General features: G+C 62.8%; 10 protein-coding genes (1 of these 10 only partly in view). 6 read left to right on the top strand and 4 right to left on the bottom strand.

The window, feature by feature from the left end:
* Position 1 precedes the first annotated feature (1 nt).
* The 4 genes from MesoLj_RS31025 to MesoLj_RS36455 form a co-directional block, all read right to left on the bottom strand.
* A complete protein-coding gene (locus tag MesoLj_RS31025; protein WP_202323703.1) occupies positions 2-1,885 on the bottom strand; it encodes an HlyD family efflux transporter periplasmic adaptor subunit in 1,884 nt (627 codons plus the stop codon).
* Positions 1,886-1,898: 13 nt separating this feature from the next.
* A complete protein-coding gene (locus MesoLj_RS31020; RefSeq protein ID WP_056565077.1) occupies positions 1,899-2,225 on the bottom strand; it encodes a DUF3467 domain-containing protein in 327 nt (108 codons plus the stop codon).
* A gap of 262 nt (positions 2,226-2,487) precedes the next feature.
* Positions 2,488-3,783 (bottom strand): outer membrane protein, encoded by a 1,296-nt coding sequence (locus MesoLj_RS31015; RefSeq protein ID WP_202323702.1) that lies wholly within the window; start codon positions 3,781-3,783, stop codon positions 2,488-2,490.
* 154 nt (positions 3,784-3,937) lie between these two features.
* Entirely contained in the window at positions 3,938-4,261 is a 324-nt protein-coding gene (locus tag MesoLj_RS36455) for a hypothetical protein (RefSeq protein WP_244735220.1), read from the bottom strand.
* Between MesoLj_RS36455 and MesoLj_RS31010 the strand changes: the two genes are divergently transcribed.
* The 6 genes from MesoLj_RS31010 to MesoLj_RS30985 all read left to right on the top strand — a co-directional run.
* The gene (locus MesoLj_RS31010; protein ID WP_244735219.1) at positions 4,229-5,026 is read left to right on the top strand and encodes a methyltransferase; all 798 of its coding nucleotides are present in this window, start codon (positions 4,229-4,231) and stop codon (positions 5,024-5,026) included. The two genes, MesoLj_RS36455 and MesoLj_RS31010, sit on opposite strands and share 33 nt — an antisense overlap.
* Positions 5,023-6,459, top strand: coding sequence for a hypothetical protein (locus MesoLj_RS31005; RefSeq protein WP_202323701.1), 1,437 nt, complete (start codon positions 5,023-5,025; stop codon positions 6,457-6,459). The genes MesoLj_RS31010 and MesoLj_RS31005 overlap by 4 nt, the downstream gene beginning before the upstream one ends.
* Positions 6,452-7,315, top strand: a complete 864-nt coding sequence (locus MesoLj_RS31000; protein ID WP_244735218.1) for a hypothetical protein — start codon at positions 6,452-6,454, stop codon at positions 7,313-7,315. The genes MesoLj_RS31005 and MesoLj_RS31000 overlap by 8 nt, the downstream gene beginning before the upstream one ends.
* A 19-nt stretch (positions 7,316-7,334) precedes the next feature.
* Entirely contained in the window at positions 7,335-8,273 is a 939-nt protein-coding gene (locus MesoLj_RS30995; protein WP_202323699.1) for a radical SAM protein, read from the top strand.
* A gap of 88 nt (positions 8,274-8,361) precedes the next feature.
* Positions 8,362-9,144, top strand: coding sequence for a SapC family protein (locus tag MesoLj_RS30990; RefSeq protein ID WP_140775128.1), 783 nt, complete (start codon positions 8,362-8,364; stop codon positions 9,142-9,144).
* Positions 9,145-9,264: 120 nt separating this feature from the next.
* On the top strand, positions 9,265-21,730 hold the beginning of the coding sequence (locus tag MesoLj_RS30985; protein ID WP_202323698.1) for an LEPR-XLL domain-containing protein. It continues 17,828 nt past the right edge of the window; the window shows 12,466 of its 30,294 coding nt (coding positions 1-12,466); it begins with the start codon at positions 9,265-9,267; its stop codon lies beyond the right edge, outside the window.

Below are 21,730 nucleotides of genomic sequence, written 5' to 3'. Positions count from 1 at the left end.
GTCACGGCATCCAGCGCCAGCTTGCCAGGCGCCACCATTCCAGCACCGGCCGCGCCCATATCGAGACGAGCCGACGCTGGTCGATCGCGATCTTGGCGACGCCGATCATGCCGGGCCGCAGCCGCGGCGATGTCCGTGTCAGGCTGCCCTCTACCTGGAAAAGGTTCTTGCCGTCCTTGGCCTGCGCCACCGGCGTGATCTTGCCCACAGTCAGCTCGAAATGCTCTTCCGGCAGGGAAGCAAAGATAACTTCGCCCTTCTGGCCCTCGCTGACGTCGGCGATCTGGCGTTCGTCGACCTGCATGACGACGCGGTAATCGGTCAGCGGCGCGATCTCGTAAAGCAATTCACCGCGGCTGACCGAGCCGCCGATCCGCTGGCTGAGATCGCCGGAGACGACAAGGCCATCGAACGGCGCCACGATCCTGGTGCGCCCGATCTGTTCGTCGATCAGCTTGAGCTGCGCGTCGGCCTGGTCGATCTGGCTTTTAACGACATTGATCGTGGCCGGCTGGCGGGTGGCCAGGGCCTTGTCGTATTCGAAACTGTATTGCTGCCGCTGGGTCGCCCAGCGCAGCCGCTCGAGCGCCAGTTCACGGTCTTCGAGCGTCGCCAGTTCATCGCCGGATTTCACCACATCGCCGGCCCGCGCCTTGGCCTCCTGGATGAAGCCGTCATAGGAGGAAATGATCGCGCGGCGAACCGACCCTTCGATTTGCGCGTCGGCGTTGACGCGGTAGGTGTCGGTGGCGAAGTAACCAAAGGCCGCCGCCGCGGCGAGGCCGATCGCGGCGAGCTTGCGGCCGGTGTAGCCAGGCCCGAGCAGCCGCTTGATCTGCTGCCAGAGCGACTCGCCGATCTTGAAGATCAGCCAGCGGTCGTTCAGTCGTTTCTCGTTGAGAATGGGACCGATGGCGGTGGCGATCATGTCGAGGATCTGCACGATCTCAGGCTCGAAGGCATGACCGCGCCGGCGTTCGAACGTGATGGCGCCGACAAAGGCGTCGACGACGAACATCGGCACCGTCAGCACCTGGCCGTCATGCTGCAGCCGGGCGACTTCGCCGTGGGCGTGGGTGGCGATCGGCTCATCGACGCCGATCGGATAGAGGATGGAACAGCGCTGGTCGATGGCCTCGTCCATGGCCGCCCCGATGGCGCGCACGAGGCCCATCTGGCGGCCGAACTGCGCGGTGTGCGAAATGGCGGCGATACGGGCCGATCCGCGGCGCGTGAAGCCGATACTGACCCGGGCGCAGTCGAAACGGATCGCGAGTTCCGTCGCGGCCGCCATGGTCGCGGGAGCAAATCGCTGGTGTTCGAGAACCGAAGCGATCAGGTCGAGCGTGGCCCGTGAACGGTCGAGCTGGCGCACATTGGTGCTGGCCCGCTGGCCGCGCAGATGGTCGCGCAGCCAGGCCGAGCCCCACTGGATCTGGCGGATGGCGGCCCGCATCGCCTCCTTGGCCTGCGACGGCTTGGCGACGGCGATCCCGACCGCCACCACCGCGATGACGGCGTCGTCGAGCAGGATCGGGAAGGCCACGGAAGGACTGGCGACGGAATCAGCGGTCGCGCCGCGTGCCACGGCACGGCGTTCGGACAGGGCCAGCTCCGTCGTGCTCTTGAGGTCTGCTGGTTCGTCGTTCGCTTCGGGCCATGCCGACAGCAGGCGCATTCCTCCACGCGCTTCAACGAGCACGATGCCCTTCGACGCGCCGGGGATCATGCTGCATTGCAAGGCAAGCCATGCGGTGGCCAGATCCTCGGACGTGCTTGCTTCGGAGAGGCGCTTCCAGAGCGCTGGCGCAAGAAGCGTCAAGGAACTGGCGGATGCGGCCTCTTCGGCCTCATCCGCATCGTCGCTTTGCGTGACCTTGGCCATTTTTCCCGGTCGCTTACTCGACGTTGAGTGACCCGTAGCGGGCCTCATGCTCGCGCAGCACGCCACCGAGCACGGTCCACAACCGTTTCGCCGCCAGGGGCGTCAGGATGATGCGATTGGACAGCTCGACCGAAACGGAGCCGCCATCCTCGACGTTCCAGGTCCGGTTGGTGCCGAAGAACAGGTCGACCTGCTCCCTGGTGCCTTGAACGTTGACCACATTGGCGAAGTGGGTGGTCATCTGGTCTTCAAGCCACTGGACGCCCTTGCGCGCCGTGCCGTCTTCCTTTTTGGGTGCTGCGGGTCTTGCGGGCTTAGCGGATGCTGGTGTCTTGGCCATTTGGTCTCCCATGCCTGTCGTCGCTGCCTCGATCGCGGTCGAGAACCGCGATCGTCGAATGCGCTGCCGGTTTTTACGATTCTCGCCCCGAGAAAGGCACCGACCATCTTGGTCGACACGCCCGAGGCGGACAATAATTCAAATGGGTCGGGACCGAAAGGCGTCTTCGCAGCGTAAAGGGAGAAGCGGGAGGTAACGTTACCAAGGCTCGCGCACGGCTCGGGCCGCGAAGAATCGCTTGCGAACCGAGAGTCGGCCTGGGCTAGAAGTGGTAGGCGAGGCCGATCCTGCCGGTCAGCAGCGACGGCTTCAACTCATTCTGATCAAGCTGGGTGTTGGCGACGGTCAGGCCATCCACCGCCTTGGTGTACAGGCCTTCCACACGCAGGCTGAGCTTGTCTGTCAGGGCCGATTCGATACCGCCGCCGATCTGGTAGGCCGACAGCATCTTGCTGCCGCCACCGTCGAGCCCGAAGAACTCATCATTGGCGTCGGTCCACAGACCAGCAAAGCCACCCTTGGCATAGACAAGGGTTGAAGGCGTGGCGAAGTAGCCGGCGCGAGCAGTGAGGGAGAGCTCAGCCTTGACGGTGCCAAACAGCGTCGGAGCGCTCGGATCGAGCGAATTCTGCGACGGATCCTTGAAGCGTGCATCAAGGTAGTCGGCACCGGCTTCGACACCAAGCAGATAGGAAGAGCCCAGAAGGAAATTGTAGCCGGCAAAGATTCCGCCGCCGATGCTCTGCGCCCCATAGGGACCGACGGTTGCGCCTGGCACATCGACATCGAGATGCATGTTGCCGAAATTGTACGAACCATCGACGCCGGCATAGAAACCGCCCCAATTCATATCGGGTGCTGATTGGACCGGGTAGGCGGAGCCGTTCTGCGCGTTGAAGCGATAGGCTAGGCCCGCCGTCACCAGGAGATAGTGGGGATCGAAGGATTCGGCATCAGTGTTCGTGAACTTGTCGAAGGGGTGGTAATAATTCGCCTCGATCCGCCCCGTCAGATTGCCAAACAGGAAGGTTTCAGCGCCGATGCCGATTTCAGCCGCGCCAACAGTCTTGCTGACAGTGTCGAAAAAGCCTTGCTCGATATCGTCAAGCTTGATGCCGGCATATCCCAGCCGGCCATAGACCAGCGTCTGCGGCGTCAGCAGGTAGCCCGCGCGACCGGATACCGAATAGATCGATTTTGCCTTGACCAGCGTTCCGAAGCCGCCGGCGGCGAAAGGCGAATAGTCGGCGTCGATTTGCGTATAGTCCAGTTCAAAACCCGCCACCCAGCGATTGCTGAACTGGTAATCGAAGCCGCCATGGACGCCGTAGGCGAAGTCCGCGGCTCCGAACTTATAATCGAGCGAATTGGGGTCCGACGGGAAGTCGTAGCCCATATTGCCGAAGGCACCACCGCCGTGCACGCCGACAAAAAATCCGGTCCACGACGGGCCGGTGGCTTCCTGGGGCGCGACGACTTGGTCTGCGGCTCGTGAAAGCGAGGTGACGGAAACGAGCGCGGCGATCGTGACCGACGCTGCAAACAGACTGCGGACCATAAAGTCACTCCCTCACCCAATGCTATTGCGACTAACACGCGGTTCTGAAATGTGTCAAAAAATTGTCCGTGGATTGGTCTCGATCCTATACACTTGCGATGTACTGTGTTGAATCTGCCACAATAGATGACGATGCCGGTGAAAATCGACGGCCTCAACTGTCGAAAGCTCTGATCGATGAGGCTGGCAACTGGAACGTGGGCGAGGACTGGGCGTGATCAATACCGACCCGATACGGCAGGTAGACCGCTTCCTCGAAACCGAGATTGAGTCGCGGGCCCTGGCTCTCGCCTTGTCGCGTGGGCTGGTCGACCTGCTGGCTGGCCGACAATCGGCGGCTCGAAGCGATATCCATCGTTTGGCTCAGATGCCCGAGACTGCTTTCGACTTCTTTCTTCAGCTGCTGGCAAGCAATGGCGTGGTTCGTGGCGAGGATCCGCTCCGCTTGACGCCCGATTTCCGCGACGCGCTGGCCCACCGTGACCTGCTGGAGGCAAAGCTCTGGTTCGCCAATCTGGTGGCGCCGGACGTTCATGGCCTTTTTGCTGAGCTGCTTTCGGATATTCCGCAGTTCATGGCGCGAGCCCAGGTGTTCGAGCTTTTCCGTTACGACCGCTGCATGGAGGTGACGCCGGAAAACCTCGCCGCCACGGCGCGATGGGTGGGCTACACCTCGACGCTCACCCGATACGAAGCGCCGGCCTGTCTCGACCGGCTGAACCTCGCCGGACACAGGACGATCCTGGATGTCGGCGGCAACAGCGGTGAATTCGCCCGGCAGGTATGCGAGCGCAATCCGTCGATGGAAGCGACGGTTTTCGATCTGCCCGTCGTCTGCGCGCTTGGACGGCGCCATGTTTCAGGCTCGCCGCAGGCGGCGCGGATCACCTTCAAGGAGGGCGATTTTCGCCGCGACCGGTTGCCGGCCGGCCACGACATCATCAGCTTCAAGTCGGTGCTGCACGACTGGCCGCAGGACGACGCCGCCACGTTCATGCGGGAAGCCGCCGCCGCGCTCGAACCCGGTGGGCGCATGGTGATCTTCGAGCGCATGCCGATCGAACCCGCCGGCACCAGGCTTCCCTATTCGATGGTCGCCAACCTTGTTTTCCTGCCGTTTTTTCGCAAGCCGGATTTTTATGCGGTCGAACTCGACAAACTCGGCTTTATCGATATCAGTGTCCAGTCCGTCGGGATCGAGATGCCTTTTGCGCTGATCACCGCGAGAAAGAAATGGCAATGAAGCGAGCGCCCATTGTCGCGATATCAGGCCACCCCGGCAGCGGCAAAACCTCTCTGACCAAGGCATTGCAGGATCGACTCGGCGTGCCGGCCTTGCACTATGACGACTTCGAGACCATCACCGCATCGCCGCCATCAAAGATCAGGGATTGGATCGAACGCGGGTCGAACTACGACGAGATCATGCTGGAGCCGCTGGTCCGGGAGATGATCCGGCTTGCCGAGACCACGCCACCTCCGAAATGCGTCCTGCTCGATACGCTGCTCGGGCGCGCGCACGGCGCTACCGGCGAACTGATCGACACGCTGATCTGGGTCGACACACCGCCCGACATAGCGCTGGCCCGCAAGATCGGCGAAGCAGCGGGCAGGGCACGCGCGACCCCCGGCGAAGCGCCGGCCTTCATGGGATGGCTGGAGTCTTACCTGGCGCACTACACGGGGTTCATCGCCGGCACTTATGCCATGCAACGCGAACGGGTGCGGCCTGCCGCCGACATCGTCATGGATGGCCGGGCTTCGGTGGACAGGCTTGCCGAAGAGGCAGTGCTTGCGATCCTGCAGCGGCTGGACCGGTTTGCCGAGGCCGGCGACCCGAAGCGGACGCCGATCGAAGCGCAAGGCAAGCGCATGCTTTCGCTGATCGAGGATCTGAACTGCCCATTCGGGCTCGAGCGATCGGCCAAGCTTGGCGATGGCGAGATCAACGAGGATCGGTTCCTCGCCATCGTGCACAAGGATTCGCTGGGAACCGATGCCAAGGCCGGACTTCGTTCGATTGCCCGCAAGCTGTCGCTGCCGGAAGCCATGCTTGCCATGTTGTGCGAGCATCTTGGTGAGGCCGAGATCGTGCATTTCGGTTACGAGGGCGGCAAGGCCGGACTGTACAAGATTTATGTCGAGTTTTCCGGACGAGTCCGGCGCGGTCTGGCCAAGGGCGCGAAACCGGTGACCGAGCTGGTCCATGTCGCCGTTAAATGGCGGCCTGACGACCCGCAATCCGCCAGGGTTTCGCGCTATCTCTGGCCGGCCGAAGCACGTGGCGTCGCCGCAATCCAGCAGCGTCTAGCCGGATTGCGCGCCAATGCCGCTGCCTTTCCCTCGGTCGATGCCGCCTTTGAGATGATCGAGGCGGCGCGCCACCATTGCCCGGACGACCGGATTTTCTTCATGGAGGTGCAGGAAGACGGATCGCCGCGGCATTCCTTCGACATCAACTTCTACTCGGCCGGTCTCCAGGTTGCCTCGGTGGAGGACACGGTCAGGCGGCTGGGGCGTGCCTACGGTATCGAGCCGGCTGATATTGATGGATGGCTTTCGCGGATCGCCGGCGAACCGCTCGGTCATCTGTCTGGCGGAATTGGACGCAATGGCCGGGATTTCGCGACGCTTTACTTTGGCGCATCCGCAAGAAAGGGCGTTGGCCGTGGCTGACTTTCTTGAGTGGACGCAGCCGGGTGACAAGCAGTTCGACTATTGCCTTTGGCCCTACAAACCGGTGGCCGCCACGGCGGGCAAGCTTCGCTCCTCGACGCTGCTCTGGCAATCCTTCGAGGCGCTTGGCGCTCCGCCCCTGCTGAACGAGATGGTGCGCGCGGTACAGGGCGAAATCGGTCCGTTCCGGACCGTGTGGGGCGTCAAGCAAAAAGGGAGCGATTTCAGCTGGGAGCTCTATTTCTACGACTACGAGCGCCTTGAGCGAGAAGTCTCGATAGAACGGGTGCTGGCAGCGTTGGCGCCCTATACGCCGTCGACGCTCGCCTTGTCACCGAAGCGCCCCTATTTCATGTTCTCGCTCGATCTCGATGCCGCCCTTGGCGAGCGGAAGCGCGGGATCGAAGAGATCAGTGTCTATCTCGGCAATCCGAGCAGCGTGGTTTCCTCCGGGCTCTGCTACCAGCTCAGCCCGTCCGGCTTGCGCTTCGACAACCTTTATTATTTCTTCGACGCCAAGGATGACTGGGAAGATATTGTCGGCAAGGTCGCGGCGTCGGCGCATCTCGACCTCGACGGCCTCGATATCTCCTCCATCCTGTGGCCGGAGCTCTGCGACTGCGGCATTATCGTCGTTGCCAACAAGAAGTATAATGACGGTGTTTATTTCTCCCGGATACGCATCGACCAACTGATCTGGTTCGTCGACAGGCTAGGCTATCCCGACGCTATACAAGCCTTCCTGACCGCCAATAAAACCCGGCTCGACCACATGCTCTATGATGTCGGTATCGATTACCGTATGATCGGCGGCAGGCTGGAAATTCTCAAGAGCGCCTATTACGGCGTTCTGTAGATTTTCTCATGGGCGCGTGATGGCAATCTACGATCATAGCAAATACGTCTCGCTGACGATGGAATTCCGCTGCAACCTCAAATGCGTGCATTGCATGATCGAGGGCACGATGGATCGCCTTGCGCCCGAGAGCGATGACACCTTCCGTGAGTTGCTCGCCCACAACAGCCGCACCCGGCAATGGACCGGCCTCATCCTCACCGGCTCGGAAATTACACTTCGCCGCGACCTGCCGGACCTGGCTCGCCAGGCACGTGCCGCCGGCTTCGACCATGTCCGCATACAGACGCACGGCATGCATCTGGGCCGCCGGGCGTACAGTGAGAGCCTCGTGGAAGCGGGCGTCGATGAATTTTTCGTGAGCGTCGCCGGAAGCGACGCCATGACCCACGACACGATAACCACGGTCAAAGGTTCGTTTGAGAAGACGGTACGCGGATTGGAGATCCTCGACGAATATCCGGGCGTCGCGACAATCACCAATACTGTCGTAACTGAAGCCAGCTATCGATTGTTGCCGGCCGTTGTTGACAGGCTTGCGCATCTGAAGCGGCTTACGCAGATGGAATTCTGGCTGTATTGGCCGATGGCCGAGATCGACGAAAAAGGCCTGGCCGCCAACCATCTGGACGTATTGCCCTACCTGAAGGAAGCGGCGCGCAAAGCGCGCGCGCACGGCCGTTCGGTGGAGATCAAGAATTTTCCCGAGTGCCTGCTCGGCGACGATTCTTTACTTCTGGTTAACGATCAGCCGCAACTTTACATCGACCCTGCCTTCTGGGACGAGTTCGCGAAAAACGGCTTCTATCAGTGCCCCTACAGGGACAGTTGCGCGTCAACACAATGCCTTGGCCTCAACAGCGCTTATGTCAAAAGATATGGCGATCACGCAGATCGACTGGTCCCGCTGATCAATTCTTCAAAAGAAGCTGTTGCCCTTGCGGAAACCATCGTCTAGTTTCCTAATTAAGGGTTTCCTTAATGTTTTTTGGACGGGGGCCGAACGGGATCGTTCGGTTGCTTTTTTGTGCTGATACGGGTGGGGAATGGTAAAGCAACTTTTAATATATGAGCGGGCGGTACCGGTATCACGCCAAAGCCATGGCGACTTGTCCGTCAAGACCGGCAACAATTTTGCTTTCGCCAGGCAGGTTAACTCGGTGCCGTTGATGGCCGCCGAGTTTTCCGGTGCCGCGGCCGAATATGCCGTGGTTTTTGCGGGACAGGGCGAAAGTATAATTCCGGTGGTTCTGCTCGGTGTGCGCGACGGCGAGAATCTCTTTGTCAATGAGGACGGATCCTGGGGCGGGCGCTATGTCCCGGCGTTCCTGCGCCGCTATCCCTTCGTCTTCTCGAGCACCGATGACGGTGCGAATTTCACGCTTTGCGTCGATGAGGAATTCGAAGGCTGCAACCGCAAGGGGCGCGGCGAGCGGCTGTTTGACGGCGACGGCGAACGCACACTGTACCTGCAAAACGTGCTTGGTTTCCTGCAGGCCTATCAGGTGCAGTTCCAGCGCACCCAGGCGCTGACCAAGCGCCTCAACGATCTCAACCTGTTCGAAGCGATGCAGGCGCGCTTCACGTTGCGCGATGGCAAGACGCTGATGCTGTCGGGGTTTTTCGCGGTCAACCGCGATCGGCTGAAGGCGTTGTCTGGCGATCAACTGGCCGAGCTTGCCAGGGCCGATGACCTGGAACTGATTTATTTGCATCTGCAGTCAATGCGCCATCTGTCGGCGACGGCCGAGCGCATGGGAGCGGGAGCGGTCGGGGTGAAAGATGAAGCGCCCGAGCCGGAAACTGCTCCGGAGCCTGCGGACGCATGATTTGAAGGAGGGCGCATTCAATGCGCCCTTTTTCGTGACTGGGCATGGAAATGGGCAGGGAATTTTGGGGCGTTCCGCGCGGTTCATTGAGATGAGCGCGCGAGCGGGGGGTAAGCGAAGATGGCATTTCCGTTCAAGTCGGAAGGCATTTCGGGCAGGCCTATATCGCACCGGCGGGCGAAGCTTTCTGAAATCCTGAAAGCCAAACTGGCGCGCCTGCTCAAGGGCTCGCGCGTGCAGCGCGAACTAGCCGACCGCATTCGGCTGATCTTCGATCCCCTCGAGCCGCGCCTGCTGCTCAATGCCGACCTCAACGTCAATCTGGCAACCGACGGCCCGAACGTCGACCATGAAATCCTGGTCCGTCTGATCGAAGAAGTGCAGACGGTCAACAACGTCGCCACCACCATCCAGCAGGTCCAGATCATCGACCAGACCAATGGCGGCAAGGTGCTGGCATTCGGCGACCTGAGCACCATCAATGCCAGCGCAAACACGTCGTCGATCTCGATCACCGGCGGCAGCGGCAGGGATACGCTGAAGATCGACGCGGATTCGTTTGGCGCCAATACGCTTTCCAAGTCGATCCTGTTCGACGGCGGCGGCGGCAACGACAAGGTGGTGTTCGATAGCTCCGCCAACGCCGCCTGGACGCTGAACGGCAACAATGCCGGCACCGTCAATGGCGCGCATGTCAATGTGGCATTCACCGGCACGGAGAACCTGAAGGGCGCCGACGGCAACAACGACACCTTCACAATCGCAGCCGCTGGCAAGCTCAGCGGCACGATGGATGGCGGCTTCGGCGGCCACGATACGATCGTCTATTCTGGAGGCCTGGCCGCCAGCAGCGCGACGCTGGGGGCGAACGGCTCCGGAAAGGTCACGTTCGCCAATCCGAACGGCTCGACGCTTGCCTTCGAGAACATGGAGCCTTTCGCCGTCGGCGGCGGCGTGCTCGTCGTTGACCGCTCGGCGACGGTTTCGGCGGCAACCAACAAGAACGTCACCGTGCAGGCGAACGGCACCAACTCCCTGCGCGTGATCATCGACGGCACCAATTACGATTCGGCGGCGACCAGCAAAGTCTGGCTCTATCTCGGCGACAGCGCCAATGTGACGACGCTTTCGTCGTTGCCCACCGATGCCGGCTTCTCGCTGATGCTGGATGCGGGCGAGGAGATCGCCGTCAATTCGGTCGTTTCAACCACGGGCAGCCTTGGCTTGAGCGCCGAGGACATCAACATCGGCTCCTCGGCCGTGATCAGCGCGCAGTCGATCGACATCGAGGCCGTTGACTGGGCCCGCACATCGATCGACGCCGCCGGGATCGTTTCGACGCTCAGTGCAACGACGGCGACGTCGGCAACCGTCACCATCGCCGGATCGCTTGCGGCGGCCGGCGGTGCGGTGACGGTCTCGTCTCAGGTGTCGAACACGGTCAAGGCCCACGGCAAGGCCCTGCCCAGCCTGCGCACCATCGCCGCGACGCTGACCGATACATCGACGGTGACGCTGGCCGCCACGGCGTCGCTCACCGGATCGGCGATAACGATAGCGGCCAATACCGGTGTCGATGTCGACCTGATGATCACCGAGGTGCCGATCCCCAATCTTCTCGGGTTGACCGAAGTCGTCGTTCCCCCCGGCGTTCTTGCACTTACCAGCATCCCGCAAGACACGATCGCCCAGATCGAGGCCGGCTCCGGCGGCGTTTTCGATACCGGCTCGCAGGCTTTCAATGACGCGCTGTCGCGCGGCGAGATTGCCGCGGAAGACCTGGCGACGATGGCGAAGACCGTCATCAACGGTTTTACGAACTCGCAGGTTCAATCCAACGTCACTGTCACCAACACGACGACAACGTCGGTCGATGCCGCCGCAAAGATCATTCAGACCGGCGGCACGATCAACGATGGCGTGACGGACGTGCAAATCTCGGCCGCCGACGACAGCCGCGTTGCGGTCAATCTCCAGACCGAAACCGATGTGCTGATTCCGGGCACCGAGGGGATTGTCATCTTCTCGGCTGTCAGTTCGGACACCAATGTCAACCGGACCACGGGCGTCACCGTCGGTCCCGCAACCGCCGCCGTCTCCACGCATCCAATCGCGATCAGTGCCGGTGGCGATGTCGCGGTCGCCGCGTCCAGCAAGGGCGAGGTGCGCAACGCCATTATCTCGGGCTCGCTCGGCTCGGTGACCAATGTCGCCTCCGATACAACGAAGGCGCTGGCCCGTGGGATCACCGTGAATGCCGGTGGACTGGCGGTCACTGCCGACAGCGCGACCACCTACCGTTCGACCGGTCTCGACGCCGAGAATCGCGTCACCGGCGAAACCAGCGCCGGGATAGACGAGAGCGTTATCAACGCCGGTATTGGCGGCGTTTCTGTGCTGGCCGGCGACTATTCGACCTTCATCGCGATCGCGACACCGTTCCAGCCGCGCGTGAACCCGAACGACCCAGCGCCCTCGACGCAGGTCGCGCGCGTCAGCGTCATCAACATGGTGACCAAGACGACCGCCGCTTCGATTTCGCAATCGAATGTCGACAGCGACGGCACGGTCACGGTCGCCGCGATAAACCAGACCAACCTTTTGGCCTACTCGTCCTCCGCCCCGGTCGGTGCGGATGCCCCGGTTGTCGCCAAGACAGCGGTCGCCGGCGTGCTGGCCGTCAATGTCGTCAATGGCTCGACCACGGCAACGATCAATCTCAGCGATGTCCAGACGACCGGCACCGCCGATGTCGTCGTTTCGGCCACCGACAACAGCTTCGTCGACGCAACCATCTATGTCGATATCGACGGTCGTGGTCCGGTCAGCCTGGCCATGGGTTCTTCGAAGGCTGTGACCGGGCTGGAGGCGCTCAACGTCATCGGCTTCAATGTCGGCAGCACGGCCGCCGGTATCGCCAGGGCGACGCTCGATGTCCTGCTCGGCACCCAGTTCTGGACCAACGAGCAACAGGTCAAGGTCAGTGCCACGATCTCGGATTCCGTGGTCGCGGCGGCCGGCGCGCTGATGGTCACGGCGCTTTCGAAAGGCGTCGTCAACGCCACGGTCAGCAATGCCTCGCGCAATGTCTCCGAAGGCGGCATTCTCTCCAGCGGCGCCAAGTCGATCGGCGCGATCCTGTCGAGCAACCAGGTCAGCCGGCTTGCCTCGGCGACGATCGACGGCGGTTCAACCTCCAAGCAGGTCACCGCGGGCGGCGCGCTCGACGTCAGCGCCCGGGACGACACCACGATCAATTCCAACACCAAGATCGAGACGGCGGCGATCGCCTCCAGCGACGGCGGACTGCATGCGCTTGCGGACCTGTTCGATGACGGGCAGAAGCCCAACACAGACCGCTTGCTGACCGACGACAAGGTGGTGCCGCTGGCCTATGGCACCAAGGTCGGGCTCGATTACGACGTCAAGACCGACGGCAACACCGGGTCGATCGACGTCAAGACCGGCGATATCGTCTATGTCTCGGTGCTGGGCGGCGCCGGCCATCTCTACAAATATACCGGCCCCGACAAGCATATCGATTTCACGCATAGCTCCACGACCGTCGATTTCGCGACCGATCCCGACTTTGTCCTGCTGACCGGCGAACGCGGGCAGACCTTCACCTATCTGGGCGCCGACAATCCGACGCTCGACTTGACGGATCCGAGCCAGGTCGATTTCACCGACAAGGATCTCTGGAAGGCCGATCTCGATTATTCGATACTCGATTTCAACCTGCGCGCGACCGGCGGCAGCGCGATCGGCGCGGCCATCGTGTTCAACGACGTGCGTGGCGGTGCGGCCGCGCTCATCAACAAGGCCAAAGTCCAGGCGGCCACTGTCTCGGTGACAGCGGATTCGACGGGCGCCATCCAGGCCATGGCGGATGTGCTCAGCGAAGCCGAAGGCGGTTCGCCGTTCAACCAGGATGCGCTGGTCCAGAAGGCGCTCGGTTCGGTCAAGGGCTTCCTGTTCAAGGCAGGCGCTACCAGCGGGCAGAGTGCCATCGTGGCAACCAACCTGATCCAGGGGCAGACCTCAGCCAAGATCACCGACGCCACCATCGGTACGAGCGCCAAAACGGTCGGCGACGTGACCGTCCACGCCGAGAACCATTCGCTGATCGAGTCCGAAAACAAGACCGTCGCCGAAGTGGGAGAAGGCGAAAAGGCCGCGGCGTTCCAGATCGCCAACAACACGATCGGTTGGGAGCGCGGCAACTTCCTCTTCAACACGGTGGAGACGCTGCTCGGTGACGTCGTCGCCGATGTCGCCGGCGCGACGGGCGATACCAACACGTCGCTGCGCCATGAAAACCCGTTCAATGTCGAAGCCTCGATCACCAATTCCAACGTTACCTCCGATGGCGAAGTGCTTGTCGAGGCTGTATCAAGCGCTCTGATCACCGCGACGATCACCAACGAGGCCTCCGCCTCGGTCGAAGCCCTGTTCGACGGCGCGACGACCGGCTACGGCGCGGTCATTTCCGGCAATAAGGTCAGCAGCACCGCGACCGCGTTCATCAGCGGCGGCACGATCGTCGCCAAGACAGTCGCGGTGAGTGCCGCCGACGAGGCTGGCATCGAAGCCACGACCGGCCTTGGCGTCAGCTCCCAGCTCGACAACACCAATGGCGTCAACATCGTCAACGAAATCGCCGGCGACATGCTGAACGATTACAAATACACGACGAAGTCGGGCACGCCTCATCTCAATCTGGGCGACACCGTTCGTATCAGCGACGCGGATGACTACGCGGGCACGGGCGAGAAGGGCGGCATCTACCGGTACATGGGACCGGACGGCGCGGCCGTCGATCTGGCGACGGCAAATTTCGACGATTTCGGCCTGTGGAAGAAGCTCAACAGCGACAACCTGATCCCGGCGGATCTCGCCAAGACGGGTCTTTTGGCGGCCGGCATGTCGGAAAAATCCGTCGTCGGCAATGCCACGGGCCTGGGCGGCATCTTCGACCGCAATCAGGTCAAGAGCAGTGTGATCGCCAAGCTCGTCAACACTTCGGTGACCACGAACGGCGCGGTTTCGGTCACGGCGGATGAGTCCGCCACCATCACCGCCGTCGACACCAGCGTCATCGATTCCTGGGATTCGACTAGCGGTGTCTCGGTTTCCAACACTGTGCAAGGTGGCGCGTCGGCTTCCGTTGAGAACAGCTCTGTCACCAAGGCAACAAGTGGAGTTGCCGGTAACGACCTGACCGTCAAGGCGACGACCAAAGCGACCATCGACGCAACGGCGCTCAGCCAGGCCTATGGCTCGGGCAGCGTCTACGGTTTCGTGCTCGCCTTCAACGCCGTCGGTTGGCAACCGCAGAACCTGCTCTTCGACGCCGTCGATACGCTGATCGGTTCACCCGAGATCGGCAAGGCGCTCGGCAACGAAACACCGGTGCTGACCACCGCCTTCATCACGAACTCCAGCATCGACATCGCCGGCAACATCGATCTGTCGGCCGTCAATGAGGCCGGCATCACCGCCACGACCGGCAACGAAACGGCGATGGACTGGACGAACACGTTCACGCCTTCCGCCAAATACGGCGTCAGCGGCACCGCGGCCGGAGCGATCCTGGCCAGCAACAAGGTCAGTTCGGGCGCGTCCGCCTATATCGACAACAGCGGTACCCCGGCCAGGACCGTCACCGCGGGCGGCGCGGTCGACATCGAGACCTCGAATGCGGCGACGATATCGGCCGACATATCGGTGGTGTCGACAGCCGCGCCCGGCAGCACGCTCGGCGCGCTGCAAGATGTCGTCAGCAAGGTGGCCGATGAACTTGGCGCCGGCGATTACAAATATACAACCAAGTCCGGAACACGCACGGTCGAGAACGGCGACAAGGTCCGTGTCGCGCTCGACTATCTCGACGCCAAATACGATCTCGACACGGTGAGCGGGGCCGTCGAGATCACGCATGGCGATCTGGTCGAGAAGGGTGGCACCATCTACCGCTATCTCGGCGACGATCCGATCACCCAGACAAGCGGCATCACCCTGACCAATACGGCGCAGTGGAAGGCTCTCGATGTCAATTCGGGTGAGGTCTACAAATATATCGGCGACACGCCGTTTACGGGCGATCTCGGTAGCCACAATCCCGCAGTGGTGGACTATTCCGACGTCACGAAATGGCAGCAGCTGAAGACGTCCGACTTCGAGGACATCTTCTTCCCGGCAATCGGGAATGTGGTGACGACCAATTCCAAGGCGATCGGCCTGTCGATCGCCTACAATGACACCCGTGGCGATGCCAAAGCCTACATCAAGGGCACGACGGTCGCGGCCAATGGCGGCGACTTGACGGTTGCGGCCAAGGGCGCGTCGACGATCACGGCCTACACCACGAACACGGTTTCGGCCGCCGGCGGCAGCGGCATCGACGGCTCCGGCGACGTGCTCGGCTTCAGCGGCCAGATCGACACCAATGTCGTGCTCGGCAAGACCTCGGCCAGCATCGAGGACAGCTCGGTCACCGCCAGCGGCAAGCTGGTCGTGTCGGCCGACAACGAGGCGCGCATCGACGCCAGGCTCTATTCGTCGGGCGTATCCGGCGCGACGGCTGTCGGCGTGACGCTCGCCTACAATTCCGTCGGTTGGGAAGCGCAGAACATTCTGTTCAACACGCTCGACACGCTGATCGGTTCGCCTTACCTCGCCGACAATGCCTTCGACGGCAATGTCGGCGCCGACGCCACCGCCTCGATTCTGAGGAGCTCCGTCGACGCCGATGGCGGCATCGACGTCTCGGCACTCAACAACGCGCAGATCAACGCCACCGTATCCAATGCGGCCGTGACCGACACGGCGGCGCTATACGGGGCATCCGGCGCCTCCTACGGCGCTGTGATATCGGGCAACAAGGTGTCGGGGGCCGCCAAGGCGACCATCGACAACAGTGGCACGACCGGCAAGACGATCAGTGCCGGCGACACGATCTCCGTCACGGCCAACGATTCCTCCGGCATCTATTCGAACTCCAAGCTGGTCGCCGAAACCTCGGTCAGCACCGACGGCGGCGCATCGATCATCCAGGAGACCATCAACGACATCCTGCCGGCCGATTACGACACGAGGCCTGACGCGGGCATCGGCACCAAGATCCGCGACATCAAATTTGGCGACCGTGTGCGCATCGCCGACGACTACACCGGTAATGTGGTCATCAACCTCGACCAGATGCTGCCGCCGTCGAAATTCCCGATCTCGAACGGCGACGCGGTCCAGTTCGAGGCCCCCGAAGGCGAGGACAGCGGCCCGATCTACCAGTACAATGGCGAGGACGGCGTCATCGATCTCGAGGCGCTGGTCAATGCGATCGACGCTGGCACGGAAGACATCGACAACGATCCCAACTGGACCCGCATCGGCGGCAACGCCGGCAGCATCTATATCTACATGGGCGACAACGCGAGCGGGCAGGGGCTCGATCTAGCCAGCACCGACTTCACCAATCTTGGCTATTGGAAGGAAGCGCCGGAGGCGACTGTCCTGCTGCAGGATCTGAACCTGTCGGCGGCGCCCTCGCGGGCGGTTGGCGGCCTGGTGGTCATGAACGACGTGCGCGGCGGTTCCGACGCTTCGATCAAGAGCGCCACCGTCTCCACCACTGCCGGCGACGTGCAGGTTGTGGCGCTGGAAAGCGCCGACATCAAAGCCAAGGTTGACACGTCGATTACGGCGAATGGCGGCAGTTCGATCGACTGGGACGGCGATTCCAAGACCGACGGCAGCAACGGCAAGCCGGCCGACACGGATCCCGGCACCAACCACAAGCCGGGCTCGCCGGCCGATCCGGCCAATCCCGTGACGCCGGCCGATCCGAAGGAAGAAACACCGGCAGACAAGGTGCTGGCGATCAACGGCACCATCGCTACCAACATCGTGCAGAGCAGCGCGACGGCAACGATCTCCAACAGCGACGTGACCAGCGCCGGCGCCGTGACCGTGGCCGCGCAGAACGTGTCTGCAATCAAGGCCGATACGCAGAGTTCGGCCTACACGAGCGGCGGCGACACGGGCGGCGTGACGCTCGCCTTCAATACGATCGGCTGGAAGGCGAGCAATGTGCTCTTCAACGGCGTCGACGCCCTGCTTGGCGACGACCTGATCGCCGATGCGTTCGGTGGCCGCAATCCGGCGATGACGCAGGCGACCATCGTCGATTCCAACATCGCGGCCGGTGGTGCTGTTTCGGTGACGGCCGACAACAAGTCGATCATCGACGCCACGGTCGGCAACAAGGCTACCTCGTCCTCGACCTCGATTTCGGGCACGGACGGCAAGGCCTTCGGCTTCATCCTGGCGATGAACAAGATCGCCAGCGAATCCTCGGCTTCCATCGACAACAGCGGTGCCTCGACGGCCCAGGTCAAAGGCACGGACGTCACGGTGGCCTCGACGGACGATGCCTCGATCACGTCCGACGGCAAAGTTCAGGCGCTCGCCGAGATCAAGAACGATTACGGCGCCTCGGTGGTCACCAATCTGATCAATTCGGCGCTCGGCAGCTATCAGTTCACCACCAAGTCCGGTGTCCAGACGGTCAACAGCGGCGACCTCGTCTATATCGACGACGATACGGGCCTAAACGGTCCGGCAACCGGCGAAAAATGGGTCTATGACGGCCCCGACGGCGCGTCGATCGATCTGTCGAACATCGATTTCTCGGACGGCAACTGGTCCAAATTCATCGCCACCGACATTATCGACTGGATCAACACCAACCTCGTGCCCAGCCTTGCCGGCGGCAGCGCCATCGCTGCGGGCGGCATTGCCACCCGCAATGACATTGACAGCGGCGCGTCCGCCACCGTCACGGCGGCCAGCATCATCGCCACCGGCAACGTGCTGGTCTCGGCGCTGCAAACCGGGATGATCGTGGCCACCACCACGGCGCGCGTAGAGGCTACGGGCAGCGCCAAGGGCAAGTCGATCGCCGTCAATGGCGTCATCGCCACCAACAACGTCGTCAGCCATGCCACCGCGCTGGTCGAGGACAGCCACGTCGAAGGCGCCGACCTCGCCGTCACGGCGGAAAGCCACGCGTCGATCGACGCGTCGATCGACGCCGACACGATCGCCAAGGCGACCGCGGCCGGCATCACGCTGGCGTTCAACACGATCGGGCTCGCCGGGCAGAACTTCCTGTTCAACACCGTGGATGCATTGGTCGGCACCAATCTTGTCGACACCATCTACGGCCACGATCCGGCCGCGCAGGTCAGTGCGCGGATTTCGAACTCGACCACCGACATGAGCGGCGCCCTGACCGTCTCGGCGACGGCTTCGCAGACGATCAACGCGGAAATCTCCAACTACGTGAAAACCCTGCGCGGCGGTGCCCCGACGGCGGTCAGCGTCGGCGGCGTTTTCGCCCTCAACCGGGTCATCAATTCCGTCGAGGCGGCGATCGAGGATTCGACCGGCATCGACGCCGACGGCTTGGTTACGGTCTCGGCCAGCAACATCAGCGAGATCACATCGCATGTAGTCCTCCCCGTCATAGCCATCAACTACAGCTACGGGCAGGATCCTGACGGCAAATCCGTTTCGATCGGGCTGGTGGTGTCGCGCAATGCGATCGACGCCACGGTTTCCGCCACCATCGACAATGTGTCCGACCTCAATGCGGGCAGCGTCTCCGTCACCGCTTCGCAGGCTGGCAAGATCGACGCCACGGCTGCGGCGGCTTCCGTGTCGGTGGCTGCCGGAACCGGCAGCGGGCTGGCAGTCGGCGTCGCCGGCACCATTGCCTTCAACACCATACTGGGCGCGGTCGACGCGCTTATCCAGGACAGCGATGTGCAGGCGACCGGCGACGTCACCGTGTCCGCCACCAACAGCGCCGACATCGACGCCACCATAGCGGCCGCGGCCGCCTCGGTCGCCGGAGGTTTCAATTCATCGGGCACCGCGATTGCCGTCGGGATCGTGCTTGCCTTCAACTATGTCGGTTACGCCGGCAGTATCGAAGCACCCGGGGTGGCGACACCGCTGAAAACCGAGGCTCGCATCCGCAATTCCAGCGTCGGCGGTTCCAAGGTCGGCGTGTCGGCGACTTCCGGCCAGACCATCGATGCGCTCACCGTTGCGGGTTCCGTCGCGGTCGGCATTTCGGCTTCCGGCAACGGCACGTCCTTCAGCGCCGGTGGCGTGTTTGCCCAAAACAGCATCGCCGCCGACACAACGGCTCTGATCGACGGCGGCACCGTCGCCAACGGCAAATCGACCATCACCGCCGGAGCCGGCGGCGTCGATGTCGAGGCAGTGAACACAAGCGAGATCCATGCGCTGGCCGCGGCCGCAACCGTCGCCGCGTCCTTTGCCGCCAAAAATGCGACCGCTATTTCGATCGGCCTTGCCGTCGCGCTCAACGACATCAAGGGCAGCGTTGGCGCCGGTGTCGCCGACACGGATGTGACTTCGGACGGAGCGGTCAAGGTAAAGGCCGACAACCACGCCGTCATTGATGCCAAGGGCGCCGCGGCGTCGATAACGATCGGTTTCTCCGGCAACAATTCGATCGCCATCAGCGGCGCGGGCGCCGCGCTGTCCAACATCATCAACGTCGATACTTCGGCTTCGATCGTGGACTCGGACATCATCGACAGCGCCAGCGTCGATGTCGAGGCGCTGAGCGAATCGACGATTACCGCCACCGTGCTTGCCGCGTCCGTCGGCATCGGCGTAGGCGCCAATGCCGGCATCGGCGCCTCGATCGGTGCCGCCGTCGCCATCAATCGCATCGGTGACTGGTCGGTCGAGGAAGAGGAAGACGATGCGAGCGGCCAGACCTTGCCGACAGGCAATGCAACGCTTGCAAGCGACGGCACCAACGGTGTGCGTGCCTTCATAAGCAACACCGATGTGAACAGCGACGGCCAGGTGAAGGTCGATGCGCATTCCACGGGTTCGATCGAAGCCATTGTCGCGGCTGGATCGGTTGCGATCGCCGGCGGGTCGACCGGCGTCGGCTTCAGCGTCGCGGGCGTGTACACGCTGAATTTCGTCGCGGTGGCGACCCAGGCCTATATCACCGACGCCAGCAGCGTCTCCGTCGGATCGATCGACATCTCGGCCAAGGACGAAACGACGATCAACGTGCTGGCCGGCGCGGCAAGCCTTGCCGCTGGCATGGCCGGCACCACCGGCGTCGCCGTGTCGATCGGCTTCGCCATGGCGCAGAACAAGATAGAGAACAACGTTGCCGCCTATCTCAAGAACGCCGACAGCGTGGACGCGACGGCGGGCGGCATTTCGATAAGCGCCGAAAACGCCGCCAAGGTCCACTCGACGGTTGCCACCGCCTCCATCTCGGTGGCTATCGGCGGTTCCACCGGCATTTCGTTCAGCGGCGGCGGCGCGGTGGCGCTCAACAACATCGCCACCGACACCAATGCCTTCATCGAGGCGAGCGGCATTTCACAGGCGGATTCCGTCTCGGTCACCGCGAACGGGTCCTCGACCATCAAGGCGGAGACGCTCGCTGTATCGCTTTCGCTCGGTATCGGCGGCGATGTCGGCGGCGCCGTATCCTTCGGCGCAGCCGTGGCGGTCAACGAGATCGGTCATGGCGAGGCGGATCGCGACCAGGTGCAGGCCTATGTGCGCGGCAGCTCCATCGAAGCCACCGGCGCGCTTGCGCTGAGCGCGACCTCGAGCGGAACCATCGACGCCATCGTCGCCGCCGGGTCGGCCGCGATCGGCGCCGGCACGGCCGGCATAGGCATCAGCGGCGCCGGCGCCGGTACCCGCAACACGGTCGCGGTGCGCACCGCTGCGTTCCTCGACGATCCGATCGATCAGGCCGGGTCCGTCATCACTGTCGGCTCGGCGGACATAGGCGCCACCGACACGTCCCACATCAACGCAATCGTCGGGGCGGCGTCGCTGGCGGCCGGCTTTGGCGCCGTGGGTGTCGCCGTCACCATCGGCATCTCGGTCGCCCTCAACGACATCCACAACGACACCTATGCCGGCGTCCTCGACGGCCAGACATTGACTACAACGTCGGGCGCGATCTCCGTCAAGGCTACCCAGAACGCCACGATCGACGCCATCTCGGTGGCGGCATCGATCGGCATCGGTATCGGCGGCGCGGGCGGCATCGCGTTTTCGGGCGCGGGTGCCGCTGCCAAGAACACGATCAACGACAACACGATCGCGACCGTCGTCGACAGCACGCTGGTCAGCGCCGGCGCGGTTACCGTCGAGGCGCTTTCGACATCCTCCATCACCGCCAAGATCGCCGCGCTCTCGCTCGCGGTCGGGGCGTCGGCAGGCCCCGGCATCGGTGCCGCCATTGGTGTCTCGGTCGCCATCAACCGGATTGGCAACTGGACTGTTCTCAACAATCCCGACAATGATCCGACCCTGGCGCCGATCTTCAACGCGACCGGCAGCGGTGGCGTCAGTGCCACGATCATCAACAGCGGCGTGACGGCGGGCGGCACGCTGACGGTTCATGCCAAGGCCGACCAGACAATCGACGCGTTGGTCGTCTCTGGCGCCGTTGCGCTCGGTGCCGGAACTGTCGGTGTCGGCGTCGCCGGCGCGGGCGTCT

Origin of the sequence: Mesorhizobium sp. 113-3-9, assembly GCF_016756515.1 — a bacterium.
In the GTDB taxonomy this organism is placed as follows: domain Bacteria; phylum Pseudomonadota; class Alphaproteobacteria; order Rhizobiales; family Rhizobiaceae; genus Mesorhizobium.
Note: the sequence above shows the minus strand (reverse complement) of the source record. Positions and strands in the feature narration are given on the sequence as shown.